The 16863-nt window shown below is 56.6% G+C and carries 17 protein-coding genes; all 17 read right to left on the bottom strand.

The window, feature by feature from the left end; translation table 11 throughout:
• Positions 1-104: 104 nt before the first annotated feature.
• Positions 105-1016 (bottom strand): F0F1 ATP synthase subunit gamma, encoded by a 912-nt coding sequence (locus H7U20_RS02505; protein WP_199518044.1) that lies wholly within the window; start codon positions 1014-1016, stop codon positions 105-107.
• Positions 1013-2701, bottom strand: coding sequence for an alternate F1F0 ATPase, F1 subunit alpha (locus H7U20_RS02500; RefSeq protein WP_199518043.1), 1689 nt, complete (start codon positions 2699-2701; stop codon positions 1013-1015). Before H7U20_RS02500 ends, H7U20_RS02505 begins: the two co-directional genes overlap by 4 nt.
• Positions 2698-3618, bottom strand: a complete 921-nt coding sequence (locus H7U20_RS02495; RefSeq protein WP_199518042.1) for a F0F1 ATP synthase subunit delta — start codon at positions 3616-3618, stop codon at positions 2698-2700. The genes H7U20_RS02500 and H7U20_RS02495 overlap by 4 nt, the downstream gene beginning before the upstream one ends.
• A gap of 3 nt (positions 3619-3621) precedes the next feature.
• On the bottom strand, positions 3622-3903 hold the full coding sequence (locus tag H7U20_RS02490) for a F0F1 ATP synthase subunit C (RefSeq protein ID WP_199518041.1): 282 nt from the start codon (positions 3901-3903) through the stop codon (positions 3622-3624).
• 38 nt (positions 3904-3941) lie between these two features.
• On the bottom strand, positions 3942-4643 hold the full coding sequence (locus tag H7U20_RS02485; RefSeq protein WP_199518040.1) for a F0F1 ATP synthase subunit A: 702 nt from the start codon (positions 4641-4643) through the stop codon (positions 3942-3944).
• Positions 4633-4947, bottom strand: coding sequence for an ATP synthase subunit I (locus H7U20_RS02480; protein WP_199518039.1), 315 nt, complete (start codon positions 4945-4947; stop codon positions 4633-4635). The genes H7U20_RS02485 and H7U20_RS02480 overlap by 11 nt, the downstream gene beginning before the upstream one ends.
• Complete coding sequence (locus H7U20_RS02475) at positions 4944-5270, bottom strand: AtpZ/AtpI family protein (RefSeq protein WP_199518038.1); 327 nt, start codon at positions 5268-5270, stop codon at positions 4944-4946. The genes H7U20_RS02480 and H7U20_RS02475 overlap by 4 nt, the downstream gene beginning before the upstream one ends.
• Positions 5263-5652: a F0F1 ATP synthase subunit epsilon gene (locus H7U20_RS02470; RefSeq protein ID WP_199518037.1), complete on the bottom strand. Its 390-nt coding sequence runs from the start codon at positions 5650-5652 to the stop codon at positions 5263-5265. The genes H7U20_RS02475 and H7U20_RS02470 overlap by 8 nt, the downstream gene beginning before the upstream one ends.
• Positions 5642-7177 (bottom strand): F0F1 ATP synthase subunit beta, encoded by a 1536-nt coding sequence (gene atpD / locus H7U20_RS02465; RefSeq protein WP_199518045.1) that lies wholly within the window; start codon positions 7175-7177, stop codon positions 5642-5644. The genes H7U20_RS02470 and atpD overlap by 11 nt, the downstream gene beginning before the upstream one ends.
• 174 nt (positions 7178-7351) lie before the next feature.
• On the bottom strand, positions 7352-7573 hold the full coding sequence (locus H7U20_RS02460) for a hypothetical protein (protein ID WP_199518036.1): 222 nt from the start codon (positions 7571-7573) through the stop codon (positions 7352-7354).
• Between the two features lie 17 nt (positions 7574-7590).
• The gene (locus H7U20_RS02455) at positions 7591-8634 is read right to left on the bottom strand and encodes a zinc-dependent alcohol dehydrogenase family protein (protein WP_199518035.1); all 1044 of its coding nucleotides are present in this window, start codon (positions 8632-8634) and stop codon (positions 7591-7593) included.
• Positions 8635-9092: 458 nt separating this feature from the next.
• Entirely contained in the window at positions 9093-11207 is a 2115-nt protein-coding gene (locus H7U20_RS02450) for a copper-transporting P-type ATPase (protein ID WP_199518034.1), read from the bottom strand.
• Positions 11204-11584 carry a SpoIIAA family protein gene (locus H7U20_RS02445; RefSeq protein ID WP_199518033.1) on the bottom strand — a complete coding sequence of 127 codons (381 nt, stop codon included), beginning with the start codon at positions 11582-11584 and terminating at the stop codon, positions 11204-11206. The genes H7U20_RS02450 and H7U20_RS02445 overlap by 4 nt, the downstream gene beginning before the upstream one ends.
• 19 nt (positions 11585-11603) lie before the next feature.
• Positions 11604-12782, bottom strand: coding sequence for an acetate/propionate family kinase (locus H7U20_RS02440; protein WP_199518032.1), 1179 nt, complete (start codon positions 12780-12782; stop codon positions 11604-11606).
• A gap of 6 nt (positions 12783-12788) precedes the next feature.
• A complete protein-coding gene (locus tag H7U20_RS02435) occupies positions 12789-14150 on the bottom strand; it encodes a bifunctional enoyl-CoA hydratase/phosphate acetyltransferase (protein WP_199518031.1) in 1362 nt (453 codons plus the stop codon).
• Positions 14147-16555 carry a DUF3141 domain-containing protein gene (locus tag H7U20_RS02430; RefSeq protein ID WP_199518030.1) on the bottom strand — a complete coding sequence of 803 codons (2409 nt, stop codon included), beginning with the start codon at positions 16553-16555 and terminating at the stop codon, positions 14147-14149. The genes H7U20_RS02435 and H7U20_RS02430 overlap by 4 nt, the downstream gene beginning before the upstream one ends.
• A gap of 70 nt (positions 16556-16625) precedes the next feature.
• A partial coding sequence (locus H7U20_RS30075) for a hypothetical protein (RefSeq protein WP_233410454.1) occupies positions 16626-16863 on the bottom strand: 238 nt, incomplete at its 5' end.

The raw sequence follows: 16863 nt of genomic DNA, 5'->3' as shown, positions 1-16863 counted from the left end.
AGGTCGAGGCGCTGCTGCCGTGGAATGTGAAGGATTTGCATACCCCGGATTTAACCAGCATTCTGCCTGGCTGAATAGGTTGGGGTTCGTGGAGTGCTTACAATTTATTGACGAACATTGCGATGAATTGACAATGATTCGTAGCCTGACACGACATCAAAAAGCTCTTCATCAATCGAACTCTGGCGAAGGCTGTGAAATGCACCATGTAGATTCTCAAGCAATTCGTCAATATTCTTATCGGCGCGCTCCATTGCTGCCAAACGGCTTGCGTTCTCGCTCGCAAGCGATTCGGCGCATGCGCGAAATAGCGAGATGTAAAGATATTCGCGGATCAAGGCGCGCAGCGTCGTGGTGTCTGCTCCCATTACTTCTGGCAAAATTTTGGATGGCCAGCCAACCTTCGTCAACGAGTGCAGCCATTCCTCGTCGAGTGGTAACAACCTTTGGCTGACCGGCTCAAACAACGATCCCGATTGCGGACTGTTGTGGAAGACGTACAGGCGCGCCATATCGCCTTTGGCACGATGTGCTTCAGTATCAATTTGAATTTGTCCAACAAGTGGAGCAATCGCCTTGACGGAATTTGGCACGACAAATATTCCCATCAACGGCAATCCAGAAGCCGCAAGGCGCGCATGAACGCGTTCACCGACGGCCCACACCTGCGGTTTTCCTGGCAAGGTTGCCAGTGTCTTGATCGCATAGTCGGCCACTACATCATTAAACTGCCCGACCAAACCTTGATCGGAGCCAAATACGATAGCGTTGATCGGATCAGTCACAGCACCGGAATTTTGTGCCTTGGAAGTGTACGGCGTAACAACCGAATCACTTGCGCGCGCACATGCGCTCAATCCAAGTTCCACTGTCCGGTAATAGTCGGTCAACGCCTTGACCGATTGTTCATACTGGCCGATGTTCGACGCGGCCAAGGCTTTCATGGTACGGACGACTGATTGCAGATCGCCAGCACTGTCGATCTTGCGATGCAGATTGGCCATGCTGTTGCTCATGGCTGATCCTTGACCGGCTGCGCTTCTTTTTCGGGTTTGGCTTCCTTCGGTTTGGCGTCGTCCGTGGCTTTGCTCTTGGCCTGGTCAATTTTGGAATCGAGTTTATCGTTGTTGTTTTTGGGCTGCCCAGTTTTGACGTCGGACTTAACCTCTGGCGCAGGCTGAAACGGTGCGAGCGCGGTACGAGCCAGATCGACAATCGTCTTGCGGTCATCGTCATTCAATTTTTCCGCAGTCTCGAATCGTTCGCGAACTTCTTGCGGGATGCGTGCTGCGGCGTCATTGACCGCGCGCTCGGCATCCGCCATCCGCTCCAGCGGTACCAGATCGAACAAGCTGGCACTCAAGGCCAGCAAGGTGATAATTTGCGCCGGTACCGCCACGGGTGAGAATTCCGGTTGCTTGAGACAGGCGCGAATCCGTCGACCATGCTCGATGATCTTGCGGCTATCCTCATCCAGCCGTGCACCAAAGCGGGCAAAGGTTTCCAGTTCTTCAAACTGCGCATAGCCGAGCTTGAGATCACCGGCCACCGCGCGGTAGGTGGCGCGTTGCGCCTTGCCGCCGACGCGCGACACCGATTTCCCGACATCTACTGCGGGCAGCACGCCCAGTTCAAACAGCGACGGCGACAGGTAAATCTGTCCGTCGGTAATCGAAATCAAATTGGTCGGAATGTAAGCCGAGATATTCTGTGCCTCGGTTTCGATGATGGGCAACGCCGTCAGCGAGCCGCCGCCACGTTCATTGCTTAAATGCGTTGATCGTTCCAGCAAGCGCGAATGGATGTAGAAAATATCGCCAGGGAAGGCTTCACGACCAGGTGGACGGCGCAGCAGCAACGATAGTTCACGATAGGCGCGCGCATGTTGTGTCAGGTCATCGTAGACAATCAGCACGTCGCGCCCGGCTTCCATGAAATACTCGGCGATACTAGTCGCCGCATACGGCGCAATATAGGCCAGTCCGGGCGGATCATTACCTTCGGTGACCACTACCACCGTATAATCCAGCGCACCCTTCTCGCGCAGGATGGCGACGGTCTTTGCCACAGCAGAGGCACGCTGCCCGATCGCGCAATAGACGCATACAACATCCTTGTCGCGCTGGTTGAGGATGGTATCGAGGGCGATCGCCGTTTTGCCGGTTTGCCGATCGCCCAAAATCAATTCGCGCTGGCCGCGTCCAATCGGAATCATTGCATCGACGACTTTCAGCCCGGTTTGCAGCGGCACGACTACCGGTGCGCGGTCCATGATCGCAGCCGCCGGACGTTCGATCGGCAGCCGCGTATCGGTCGTCAACACACCGTTGCCGTCGAGCGGACGGCCGAGCGGATCGATTACGCGTCCCAACAACGCATCGCCGACTGCCACATCCATCACGCGACCGGTGCGCTGCACTTGATCGCCAGCGTTCAAATGCGCGTAATCGCCGAGCAGCACCACACCGATTTCATCGGCGTCGACATTGAACGCGATGCCGAATATGTCGTTGGGGAACCGGATCAATTCATCGAAACCGACTCCTGGAAGTCCCGCCACTTTGGCAATGCCGGTAGCGATGCTGGTGATGGTGCCGACCTCGCGCAGCGTCAACTGCGGCGTGAACGCATCACGCATTTGGCCAATCCCGGCGAATGCGTTATCGAACGCGCTTTGCAGGCTTTCGGATGTGATGTTCATTGCGTGGTCTTTGCAACGGCCTCGGAGGCAGCCGGTTTCGGCGCAGTTGCCACTTCCGGCTTTGATGCTGGTTCGATTTCCAGATTTTTTGCAGAGACAATCTCAGGCGTCGGTACGGGCGGCTTATCCGGTTTGGATGGCACCTTGGATACGGGTTGCGTCTTTTCTTTCAACAAATTCGCGACGCCGGTCTCCAACGAAGCCAAATAGTCCGCGATGTTCCATGCCACTTTTTGTCCGTTCGTACTCAACTCGACGCCACTAACCAAATCGGGTGCGACGTCAAACTTGAGCGGTATGTCAGTCGCAAACAGTTGCTTGACCGCGTCTTGTATCGCGCTGCGCTGTTCCGCCGGAAGCTCAAACGCGCTGCGCACCAATGCGGGGGCGGTGCCTGACTTTAGGGCGTCAGAAAATTTGGCCTTGGTCGCGTCATCCAATGCCTGCAAGCGCTGTATAAAAATTTCGGTCATACGCTGCTCTAGGCTGGCGCTTGCCAGATCGGTCAATGCCTTGCGTGCGATGGCGAAGACTTCCTGTTGCGTGCGGATGCTGATGGCTTGATGCAAATTCTTCGCGCCATTTTTCAGCGCTTCGTCACGCTTGACGCGCAACTCGTCCGCCGTTTTGCGTGCTTGTTCCAACAGGCGTTGGCTTTCGGCCTTTGCCGCATCGGTTACTTGGCTCAGCAAACTCGCGCGCTGCTGGTCGAACGCGTCGTTCTTTTGCTGGAAGGTGTCGCGTTCTTTTTGCGCTTCGGCTTTTTTTGCGTCGGCATCGGCAAGTTCAGCAGCGATCTTTTTTTCGCGGGCATCAATCGCGTCAAGGATAGGCTTGTACAGAAATCGCTTCATCAACCACACGAGGATGATGAAGTTAAGTGCTTGCGCGCCGACGGTAAACCAGTCAATTAACATGAATTATTTCCCGGCAGTTTGGGAAATCGCATGGTTCCAGAATGGATTGGCAAAAATCAGGATCATCGACACCACGAAACAATAAATCGCGGTGGATTCGATCATTGCCAGACCGACGAACAAGGTACGCGTGATGGTGGCGGAGGCGTCCGGCTGCTGCGCCAGCGCGCTCAATGCAGTAGCGACCGCCCGTCCTTCGGCCAACGCGGGCCCGAGGCAGCCAAAGCCTGTAGTGAGACCGGCAATCATGATCGAAGCCACCGCGATAATTGTCATGCTATCCATATTATTTCCTTCGGTTGTTGATGTGGTTCATTGCAGCCTCAGGCTTTCGCTACCGCGTCAGGCGCCGGCTTGCGTTTGCTGACACGCGTTGCAGCGGCGATATACACCGCCGCCAAAATGCTGAAGATATACGCCTGCACCATGCCGGTCAGCAAACCAAGCGCGGTCATCACGATCGGAAATAGAAACGGCGTGATTGTCAGCAAAATGGCGATGATCATCGCGCCGCTCATCATGTTGCCGAACAGACGCACGGCCAATGCCAGCGTGCGCGATAATTCACTGATCAGATTAAACGGCAGCATGATCACGGTTGGCTCGATGTAGGATTTGAGATAGCCGCGCATGCCTTGCTGCGCAATACCGAAATACGGCACCGCCACAAATACGCACAATGCGAGCGCGGCCGTGGTCGAGAGCGAACCGGTCGGCGGTTCATAGCCAGGAATGATTGTGCACAGACTGGCCGCAGCGACGAATAGGAACAGCGTGCCAATAAACCCAATGTATTTTTGGGGATCAGGCAAGCCGACTTCTTCGATCTGCGTGAGGATCGACGAGACGACGATTTCCAGCAGATTCTGCCATCGCGAGCGCTGCAAACCCATCGACAGCTTGCGCGTGATCAGTTTCGATCCGACCACCAGTATCAGCATCAGCCCCCAGGTGAAGACGATGGTGGCGTTGAGTTTGACAAACCCATGCTGCCAGAAAATCAGCTCGTCCGGGCTAAGGCGCATGACGGGCCTCCGGTGCCGAATCGGCTGCATTTTCTTTCGGCAACCGCGTTACCCAAGTCACGCCGCCGCGCGCCGCAAGAAATCCAAGCAGGCACATGACAAGGCGTTCCCAGTGGGTTCCTGCGACAAAATAAAATCCAGCCAGCGCGATTCCCATGCGCACCAGCAGGCTGATGAATACCCACAACGCCGGATGCACCGACGCCATGCTTTCTCGAATCGTCCACCACAGTCCACCATAAAACATGGTGCCGAGCGCGATGCCGGCCACACATGCCCACAACAGCGGCAACATGTCAGTCATTGCAGTCCTCCTTCATCGTCATTCTGTTCGTCGTGCATCGCGTGATCTTCCTTGTCCACCCAATGCCAGGCATTGAAGCAGCCAAGCACCAGCCCAGCCATCAACAACGCCAGCGTCCACCCATGCCGACCCGGATGATGGGTATCGAGCCAGATGCCGAGCGCCGCACCAAGCAGGGTCGGCACCACCACCGACCAGCCGATCAATCCCATCATGCCCAGTCCAAACCATACGCCTTGCGTACTGCGTCGCGCCTTCAACTTACGGACGGCCTTGGCGCCGATCTCGTCGGCCAGATTCGGCGGCTTAAGCTCGTCACTCATGTTGGAAGCGTGCGAAGCGATGCAAAAATCCGGATTCCAGTTTCGCCATGACAGTGCGTACGCTTTTTTCCTGTTCATCCAGCGTTGAAAATTCCTGCTCGACCAATGCGCGCAATTGCGTCAGATCGGTGCCATGGATTGCACGGCGCACCGACACCAGCACATCGGCTCCGGCCTTCACCAATATTCCCTCATCGACCGCAACGAAGACCTCACCGTCGGCATCGGATTCATAAGTCAGAATGCCTGGCGCCAGCGCCGTGACGCAATCGCGTCGGTGCGGCAACATGCCGAATGAGCCATTGCGCGTCTCTGCCACGATGCGCGACACGTCGCGCTTCTCGACAAAGATTTGATATGGCAACAGAACCTTAAGATTCATGGGTATCTGCCTCCGCTTCAACCGGCGGTTTTGACGTTGGTACTAACGTTGATGCTTGCGTAGATATCGGTGTCGGCTTTGGTTGTGATCGCGGAGCAGACACACCTTTTTCCGGCGTGGCGGACTGATCCGGTTTCGCTTTCTTTTTCGCTTCATCGATGCTGCCGATCATGTAGAGCGCACTCTCCGGATAGTCCTTGAATTCATCATTCAAGATACGCTCGCAGCCATCCAGCGCATCCTTCAGGCTAACCAGCTTGCCGGTCAGGCCAGTGAATTGTTCCGTGGTGAAAAATGGCTGCGTCAGAAAGCGTTCCAGCCGACGTGCACGTGCGACCACATTGCGGTCGTCCGGCGACAGTTGCTCCAGACCAAGCATGGCAATGATGTCTTTCAGTTCTGCGTATTGTGCGAGGGTGCGCCGGATTTCCTGTGCGAGCGCATAATGCCGCCCGCCGACGATGCCAGGCGTCGCCATTTTGGAACTCGATTGCAGCGGATCGATTGCCGGAAACAGTCCCTCGCCGGCGCGCTTGCGCGACAGTACGATCGATGCCGACAAATGCGAGAAGGTATGCACTGCAGCCGGATCGGTGAAATCGTCGGCCGGCACATACACGGCCTGGATCGAGGTGATGGCGCCGCTATCGGTATTGGCGATGCGCTCCTCCAAACCCGACAGTTCGGTGCCCATCGTCGGTTGATAGCCGAGACGGGACGGCATCTGCCCCATCAGACCGGACACTTCCATGCCGGCCTGAATGAAGCGGAAAATATTGTCGATCAATAGCAGCACATCGCGATGTTCATCGTCACGAAAATATTCCGCCATCGTCAGTGCGGCGTGGCCAACGCGAAACCGTGCGCCTGGCGGCTCGTTCATCTGGCCGAAGACCATCACCATGTTCGGCAACACGCCCGCTTCTTTCATGTCATGGTACAACTCCTGCCCTTCGCGGCAGCGTTCACCGATGCCGCAGAAAATGCTCACACCTTTTTGATTGCCGACCATGTTGTGGATCATCTCGGTCAGCAGCACCGTCTTGCCCACACCTGCGCCACCGAACAATCCTGCCTTACCGCCGCGCTCCAGCGGTACCAGCACATCGATGACCTTGATGCCGGTTTCGAAAATTTGCGATTGCGTGGAACGCTGGGCCAATGGCGGCGGCGCCCGATGCACGGAACGCCATTCAACGTCAGCCAACGGCGCTTCACGATCGATTGCATTGCCAAACACGTCAAACATGCGCGATAAAATTGCCTTGCCAACCGGCGCTTTCAACGGGCCGCCTGTGTCCTCAACCGGATCGCCGCGCGCCAAACCCTGAGTCGGGGTCATCGCAATTCCGCGCACCACGTACGCGTCCAGTTGCGCCAGCACCTCAATCACAATTTTTCCGGCATCACCTGTACGCAGCATCGCATGAATCGGCGGCAAATGTTCATCAAAACGAATATCGACCACGCTGCCGCGCACGGCAACGATCACTCCCATATTCAAAGATTTTGTGTTGCCTTGCATGATCATTGCAATCCAACCTTCCCGCTATAGAACCTGCCAGAAGAAGTGCCCTTAGCTTTCTCGATCTCACCTGCAATTGCGTGGTTTTTGGATACAAAATTGTTCAGATAATTCTTTTCATTGAAGAAGATAAAATATTTTCCGTAGGGCCATATCGGCATCACTTGCCATGCATTATTCATTTTTCTCACCATGACCGACTCCGCGTGATAGTTCGCTTTCCGAAGGTTCCTTGTCGATGCGCGTGACGCTCACCGCAATCGGGTCACTGGCTGGAAACGACTCGCGCAATGCCTCATCAAGTGCGTCATTTTGATGTTTTATTTTCGCTTTGGAGCTGTCGCCTTTGTCGATTGACTTGCCCAAAACATTTTGTTCATCGAATGCATCACTCATGATTATTCCTCTAGCCCTCAGGCGTTGGTTTCGATAACTACCTTCAACGCCTTGGTATCAGCCGCACGCTCAAAGGTGTCATAAGCGTCGAGTATCTGATCAAGTTTGAAGTGATGGGTAATCAGTCGGGTCGGGTCGATTTTTTTTGCCAGCACCGTTTTCAGTAACATCGGCGTTGTCGCCGTGTCGACCAATCGTGTGGTGATCGCGATGTTCTGCGACCATAATCGTTCGAGATGCAGCTCCACCTTGCGACCATGCACACCGATGTTGGCAATGATGCCGCCTGGCGCAACCAGATCCTGGCAAAGTTGGAATGTCGCTGGCACACCAACTGCCTCGATCGCCGTGTCAACGCCATGTCCGTCAGTCAACGCCTTCACTTTTACAACGGCAGTGCCGTCCGCGCTATTGATTGTCCGGGTCGCGCCGAATTGTCGAGCGAACTCCAAACGATTGTCGTCCAAATCAATCATGATGATTTCAGACGGCGAATAAAGCTGCGCGGTCAACAATGCAGCAAGGCCAATCGGACCCGCTCCTACGATCGCAAGCGTCGAGCCTGGCGCGACCTTACCATTAAGAACACCACATTCAAAACCAGTCGGCAAAATATCGCTGAGCATGACCAACGCTTCCTCATCTGCACCTGAAGGTATAGGATAGAGGCTGGTGTCAGCATGCGGCGTGCGAACGTATTCGGCCTGCGTGCCATCGATTTCGTTGCCGAGTATCCAGCCACCCGTAGTGCAATGTGAAAACATGCCGCGTCGACAATACTCGCATTTGCCACAAGACGAGATGCACGAAATCAGAACGCGGTCGCCTACCTTGAAGGTCGTCACGCCAGCGCCAACGGCATCGACAATCCCGACACCCTCGTGTCCAAGAATGCGTCCCGGCGCACAGGTTGCGACATCACCTTTGAGAATATGCAGGTCCGTTCCGCAAATCGTCGTCTTGACGATTTTTACGATAGCATCACCCGGCGCCTGAATGGTCGGCTTCGGACGATCTTCAAGCGCCTTCAATCCCGGGCCTTTATAAACAAATGCTTTCATCTGATACTCCAAATTAAAGGTTGCGGATATGAGATAGATACATAATCTGTACTCTGGCTCAGTAAATAGCAATCATGCGAGAAGAAGGTTACAGAGCGACATGTCAAGTACTCCCTCGATGCTGATGCCTGCCGTGTTCAACTGCGGTCTTAGCCTCAGGTTCCGATGCAGTCCTGGCGTCAGGCTTCGCCTCTTCTTTGAGATTCAGCGTCCGTAATCGCAGCGCGTTCACAATCACTGATACGGAACTTAGTGCATAGGTTTATACACATCTTTTTTCGCCAATAAAATCAAACACTTACAAAGCACCAGCTGTTGCAGAAACAGCAATCCCGGAGTGCCTGCCCGATGGATTTCCCGTCAACGCACAACGACTTTGCTCAATTTTTAAGCAAAAACACTCAAAAAGTGCGGTTCTTGCGGGCCAGTGCGACGGTCAGAAAAAGATGTGTGTAAACCTATGAACTTAGTGACATCGCCAGCGCGGCAACAATCGGACTCAGCAGGATGCCGAATACCGGGTAGAACACACCTGCGGCAATTGGAATGCCAATCCCGTTGTAGACGAACGCAAATACCAGGTTTTGCCGAATATTGCGCATCGTCGCCCGGCTGAGGACAACGGCCCGCGCAATGCCTGCGAGGTCGCCTTTGACCAGCGTAATGCCGGCGCTCTGGATGGCGACTTCGGTCCCGGTTCCCATGGCAATCCCGACGGCGGCTTCCGCCAGAGCCGGGGCATCGTTCACGCCATCACCAGCCATCGCGACAATGCTTCCTTCGGCCGTGAGTTTTTTGACGATGCTGATTTTGTCCTGCGGCAGGATATCGGCTTTGACTTCCTTGATGCCGAGCTTGCGGGCGACCGCCTCGGCGGTGGTCTGGTTATCACCCGTCACCATCACGATCCGTATACCTTCTTTTTTCAGGCTGTCGAGGGCCGCCTGCGTGGTGGGCTTGATCGGGTCAGCAATCGCGATGATGCCGGCCGGCTTGCCGTCCACCGCGAGAAACAGCGCGGTCGCTCCATCGCTGCGCAGCGCATCAGCCATTTGTTCCAGATCGCCCAGCGCGACGCCGAGATCCGTCATCAGTTTCACATTGCCCAATGCCACCGACTTGCCGCCAACTTTTCCGCTCACTCCTTTGCCGGTGACGGAAGCGAAGTCGGTTGCCTGTTCAATGGCAGCATTGCTTGCCCGTGCAGCAGCCACGATGGCTGCGGCGAGAGGATGCTCGCTGGATTGCTCAAGACTGGCTGCAAGCGGCAGGATGTCTGACTCTGACAGGCCGGCAGCGGGAACAATTGCCGTGACCTTGGGTTTGCCTTCGGTCAGCGTGCCGGTTTTGTCAACGACCAATGTGTTAATTTTCTCCATGCGCTCCAGAGCTTCGGCCGACTTGATCAGGACGCCGGCACCGGCACCTTTGCCGACGCCCACCCCGATTGACATCGGCGTAGCCAGGCCAAGCGCGCAAGGACACGCAATGATGAGGACCGAGACCGCAGCGATCAACGCGTAGGAAAGTGCTGGGTCGGGACCCCAGACCGCCCACACACTAAACGTGATGAGCGCCACGCCAAGTACAGCAGGAACGAAATAGCCCGACACCTTGTCCGCCATGCGCTGAATGGGGGCGCGGCTGCGCTGTGCTTCGCTGACCATCGCCACGATGTGCGCGAGTATGGTGTCCGCTCCCACTTTGTCGGCGCGCATGACCAGCGAGCCGGTGCCATTTACGGTGCCGCCGATGAGCTTGTCGCCGGGCTGTTTGGCAGAAGGCATCGACTCGCCGCTGACCATCGATTCATCCACGGCACCCTTACCCTCAAGTACTTCGCCATCGACCGGCACACCATCGCCGGGTCGTATGCGCAGATGATCACCGACCTGAATCTGTTCTAGCAGCACTTCCTCATCGGTGCCGGCAGCCGTCAATCGATGGGCCGTTTTAGGCGCCAGTTTGAGCAGCGCGCGAATTGCGCCGCCGGTGTGCGCACGCGCGCGCAATTCTAGCACCTGGCCCAGCAATACCAGCACCGTGATGACGGCGGCGGCTTCAAAATAAACAGGGACCATACCGTCCGCCATGCGAAACCCGGCGGGGAATATTTTAGGCGCAAACGTCGCAACCAGGCTATAGATATAAGCGGTGCCCGTTCCGAGGGCAATCAGGCTGAACATATTCAGACTGCGGTGCACGACCGACGCCCAGGCACGCACAAAGAATGGCCATCCGGCCCACAAGACAACCGGGGTTGACAGAGCGAATTGAATCCAGATGGAGATGCGCAGCGGGACGAGATTGTGCAGGCCGAGTGCGGGCATGTGGCCGCCCATTTCCAGAATGAAGACCGGCAAGGCCAACGCCAGCCCGATCCAGAAACGGCGGGTCATGTTCGCGAGTTCTTGATCAGGTTCGTCTTTGGCCGATGTCTTGACAGGCTCCAGCGTCATGCCGCAAATTGGGCAATTGCCCGGCGCGGGTTGGCGGATTTGTGCGTGCATCGGGCAGATATAGATAGCACCAGTTGTCTGCGGCACGGTAACGTTCGGCACGGCGGCGGTCATGATGTCGCCCTTTCCGACGTACTATTGATCCAGTCTTTCGCGACAGGCAATTCGGCTAATTTGAACAGTCGGACGTCGCCGTGAAAGAGAGGTTTGAACATGCTGACCATTGCGTTCAGCCACGCGCGATCAGACGCCACGGCGATGTGGCTGAAATCGTGCCAGTGCTTGATCCCGAATGTGCCGTCGTCCCACCGCGCCTCCAGTTCAAAACCGGTGCAATCCTGGCCGATGACATACAGCATCTTGACCGGGCCCTGCGCCATCATGGCTTCGGCCATGGGAATCAGCGTGTCGCGATAATCTGCATGCGTCACTTTTCCAGTTGCTTCAATTGCCATCACGTCGGCGGGCAAGCCCTCGATTATGTTGAACATGGTTTTCTCCATTTCTCCATTAATGTTGGATGAGCGCCAGCGTATGCTGCGCAATCATCAGTTCTTCGTCGGTGGGGATGACCCACACCGACACTGCACTGTCCGACGCGGAAATACACGGCCCACCCGCAGCGTTCGCCTTCTCGTCCAGCTTCACGTTGAGCCAACCCAATTTGGCACACAGCGCGGCGCGCACTTGCACCGAGTTTTCGCCGATCCCTGCAGTGAACACCAAGGCATCCAGTCCGCCGAGCACAGCGGTATACGCGCCGATGTATTTCATCATCGCGTAGGAAAAATACTCCAGCGCCGCGACCGCGCGCGCATCAGCGCTGTTTTGCAACACGCGCATGTCGCCGCTGATGCCGGACAGGCCGAGCAGGCCCGCACGCTCGTACAGCATCTTCTCCAGCGATGTGTCATCGAATTGCTTGCTGCGTAGCAGATACAACAGAGCACCCGGCGGCACATCGCCAGGACGCGTCGCCATCGGCAGACCGGATAGTGCACCGAAGCCCATCGTGGTTTCGACGCTGCGCCCATCCAGCAGCGCGCACATGCTGGCGCCGCCGCCGAGATGCGCGACGATGACGCGCCGCGCTGCGGGTGCAAATTTCGGCACCTGGCGGCTAATGTAGTCGTACGAAATACCGTGAAAGCCCCAGTGACACACACCGGCATCGCGCACATTTTTCGGCAGCGCATAGGTCTGCGCCACTTGCGGCATGGTGCGATGAAACGACGTGTCGAAGCAGGCCACCTGCGGCAGTCCCGGAAAAGCTTCGGCAAAAGCGCGCGCGCCGTCCACGTTGTACGGTTGGTGTGACGGTTCCATCACTACCAACGAGTCAAGGTAGTCCAGCACGTCGCCATTTATCAGCACCGGTGTCTCATATCGCTCGCCGCCCAGCACCACACGGTGACCGGCGGCGACCACTTTGGTGTTGTCCAGATTGGCTTCCAGCCAGGTAATGACGAAGTGCAGCGCTGCCTTGTGGTCGACCGTGTGGCCTTCGCCCCATTCATGGGAATCCATCGGTTTGCCATCGGCATTATTGACGACGAAATGCGGATCGCCTTGCATGCTGTCGATTCGGCCTACGCACAGCAGCGGCAATGCTTCGCCAGCGTCTACGGCATAAGCACCGAACTTCAAACTGGTGGAACCCGCGTTAAAAACGACGATTGCATTTTTCATGATCGATCACTCCGCAGTTTCTGGACGCAGGATGGTCGGGTCGCGCGCTAGTGCGTCGGCATACAATACGGCCGCAGCAGCCGAGAAGCGGCGCGCGGCGGCGGTGTCGGCACGGCTGGTCAGGATCACCGGCACCCGCGCACCGACTACCAGGCCGGCGGTTTGTGCGTCGGCCATGAAGACGAGATTCTTGTAGACCATGTTGCCCGCTTCGATGTTGGGCACGATCAGGATGTCAGCCAAGCCTGCGATCGGCGATGCGATATGCTTGATGCGCGCTGCGTCGGCATCGACTGCCGCATCGAGATCGAGTGGCCCGTCGACAATGCCGCCGACGATTTGCCCTCGGTCCGCCATTTTAGAAAGAATTGCACCATCGAGCGTGGCCGACATTTTGGTGTTAATCATTTCGATTGCCGCTAGCACCGCCACTTTCGGTACGTCGATGCCGAGCGCGCGGGCAAATCCGATCGCATTCTGGCAAATGTCGCGCTTCTGATCGGTGTCCGGCACGATGTTCAATGCAGCGTCGCTGACGATCACGCGGCGCGCATAAGTCGCCACGGAGAACAACGCACAGTGGCTAAGCAGGCGACCGCTGCGCAGCCTGGTTTCCTTTTGCATGATCGGGTGCAGGAACACATCGGTATGCAGGCTGCCCTTCATTAGCGCCGCAATCTCGCCTGTACCGGCGGCCATCGCGGCCTGTAATGCAGAACCTTCCGCACTCTCGGTTGATACGATGCGGACCTTGCCGATATCCAGATTCGCCTTATCCGCGATTTTACGAATCTCCGTTTCGGGTCCGTAAAAAACGGGCAGGATCAGTCCTGCTTCGGCGGCCTCCACCGCGCCTATCAGCGCATCGGCGCTGCATGGATGCACGACGCCGGTCAGCATCGGCTTGAGATTCTTGCAGCGCTCGATAAGTCCATCGAGACGATGCGCCACGACCTCGCGTTGCTGCCGCGTGATCGGCGCCAGCACTTCCAAGGTTGCGGTCGCAATCACATGCCCGTCCGGACCGGTGCAGAGTCCATCCAGAATGACGATTCCCTGCTCCGGCCGCTTCTCGCGCACCACAAGACGTGCGGTCATCGCCACGTCAATCGGCAGCACACCTTTGACCTGCACCGAGACTGCGCGCACGACGCTGCCCGGCCCCGGAAGGTTCGAACCGACCAATGCGGTCAGCATGGAGGTGACGATGCTGGCAGCCGCCTGGCTCTCACCGGGAGCGGAAAACACATTCCATTCGCCGAACGCGGCAGCCCATGCGCGTACATCACCAGTCTGCAACGTGCGCGCGACCGATGCAGCGTCACCCTGCACAATCTCATCGAAGGTCTTGTTCGTGACGGTAGTCATTGCAACTTCCCTGGGGGATTGGATTTACGCGCGGACGGTACCCGCGACGTGTTTCCAATGTTGGTAGAGGGAATGCAATGGTCACCGATATCGAGCTCATCAGCCTTGCGGCTCACGATCAACGACTTGTCGATCTCGCAGCATGGGTCGGAGACAACGGGAATGACCGCAGTGTCAATTGGCACCGAAAGAACTTGTGACAATTTCGTCAAGCGCTCATTTTCACCAACGCTCGGCGGATCGTCCGCGCCGACTATCGCATGCACCTGTTTTAATAGTTCCTTGCACGCACCTTCCTTGATTACCATCGACGCCAGCGCATCCACCGCCTGTTCACCTGCGAGCTGCAACACGAAGAACTGCTCCCGCACCAGCACCCGGAAATCGGCAAGTGATAAGTGCATGATATTTTCACGTGCGACGTTAAATGCGAGGGCGGTACGCTGCTCAATCATCCGATCTGCCTCAGTCACATACAGCACTGCACGCGTCAATGCTGCGTTGTATCCGCCTGTCTTGAGTTTCGCTGCATAACCGTCGGCACGCACTTTTTGTGCCGCCACCCTTTCTACTGAAACAGTGGGGCGTGGCCGCACCTCTGTGCCGTCATGGATACCCAGCATTGCTTGTACGATCGGCGAGCCGTAGAATCCGAAAAAAGCCTTTTCTTCCATGCTGTCGCGCGCGTCGCGCCAGGCATCCAGCGCAGCGGTGATGTGCTGCGAGACTTGCTCCTGCACTGCGAGGAATGGATTGTCGGCTGTCACCGGCCTGCGCATCGAAGTCACGGCGGCAGCTATCGTCTGCACGCCCTTCATCATCGGGTTACGATCAGCGAAGAGCGTGTAACTGAGCCGCAGCGGAGCCATCGTGCGGGTCATGCTTGCCATCGGTTGATTGGCAAGCGCGCGCACCATCGGTTGCATGAACGTGCGATACAGCGAGAGGTTGATTTCCGACATGCGAGCCACGGCGGCGAAGGCGCGGTCATCTTCCAGGCTGTTACGTCCGAGCGCGCGGATGTCGTCGAGCGAGCGATCCTCGAAGCGGGCAATCCATTCGCCGGTGATGAAGCCGGCGGCGGGCACGTTATCGGGCCTCGGCGCAATGACGATCTCAAAAAGACCAGGCGGCAGACAGTCGATGACGTCCATCAGCTGTACGAATTCTTCGTCCTGTTTTGCGCCCACCTTGGATGAGACGAAGATGGCGAGATGCCCCACTTCCTGACTCAGGCAGTACACAATCGTGCGCTCGCTGGCCCGGATGTCGTCGACGTCCCGATACAGATCGAGAATCCAGCCGAGTGACTGCTGCGGCGGGCTGATGTTGTCGACCATCGAGGTGAATACGATGATGGGCGAGGTGATGTTGCGCAGATCAAAAGTTGTGCCGTTGTGCGATTGAAGCTGGTTGCGCGTCAGCTTGTCTCCGATGAACATGTTATCCACCAGGAACTGCAGTTCGTCACCATTCAACTCAATGAAATCGCCCCACCATTTCTCGAACTTGAGGTAACGTACCGCATCACTATCGACTTGCGCGTACACCTCGTATTGTTTTCCCCACAGCCAATATGCCGGGTTCAGCATGTCGAAATTCAAGATCAATTGGGTCCCGTCGATTTTGCCGTTGCCGAGATCGGCACTCATTGCGTTAAGCCAACTGCCGCCGAGCAAACCTCCGGCGTAACGCATCGGATTTTTCCCATGCACACCCTGCCAGTACGACATTGGCGAACCGGCGACCATGCAAGGGCCAAACAACTCGGGCCGCAATGCCGCCACCATCAGGGTCTGATAGCCTGCTTGGCAATTACCGATGACAAACGGTGGCGGTGTATTTGGGTGGAGTGCTGCTATATGCTCAAAAAAACTGACCTGTCCTTCGACCACATCCAAAAACTGTTGCCCCGGTGCCGGTATCGCGCCGAAGCCGATGAAGTAAACCGGGTGCCCCGCGTTGAGCGCATCGCCGATCTCGCTCGCTGCTTTGAAACCACCGACGCCTGGCCCTTGGCCGGCTCTCGGATCGATGACCACGACCGGTCGCTTCTTCGGCTCGGTGACAACATCTGGAGGGGCAATAATCCGGGACAACGTGTAATTGATGGGTCGCGGCAACGAGCGGCCGTCCATCAGTAGTTTCTGATCAAAGATCAGCACGGTGGCCATCGGGCGTGAGGTGATCTCGATTTGTTCGTTGCCGCGTTGTCTCAGCAAATCGAGGAAGAGAACGCTACGCTGTACCGCATCGATCATGTAATCCGGCCAGCTTGCGATCAGGTCGGGCCGCCCTCCGTCCAGACTCTGCCTGTATGTTGGAACCGCGGCGATGGCGGCATGCTTGGGGGAATGGCCGACTTCCGACAAGGAATTAACCTGGTTAGGTTGATTGAGTCCCAAGCTATGCGCTCCTGTTAGATTTTGAATCTCCCGGCCGGAAAACTCAATATTCCCACGCATAGCAGTTGATCTAACCTAGCATGGTGTTGGCAACTGTGCTGCAAATGCCAATTGCGGTCTGTGCGCTAGCGCGCGAACACGAGTGGCATGACGTGTCATTTTTTGCGGCTGACAACGCATTTTTGTCATGCATATCTTTGAACTGGAAAATCAGTCGTAAGCGTCCAACCGCCCCATCTTTTAATGCCCTGACCGCCTCGCCATACTCCGATTTTCGATATGGAGACAGGCATGAAATCAGGAGTGCG

Source organism: Rugamonas violacea (assembly GCF_016461825.1).
Taxonomy (GTDB): domain Bacteria; phylum Pseudomonadota; class Gammaproteobacteria; order Burkholderiales; family Burkholderiaceae_D; genus Rugamonas.
This window is presented reverse-complemented; position numbering and strand designations above follow the sequence as displayed.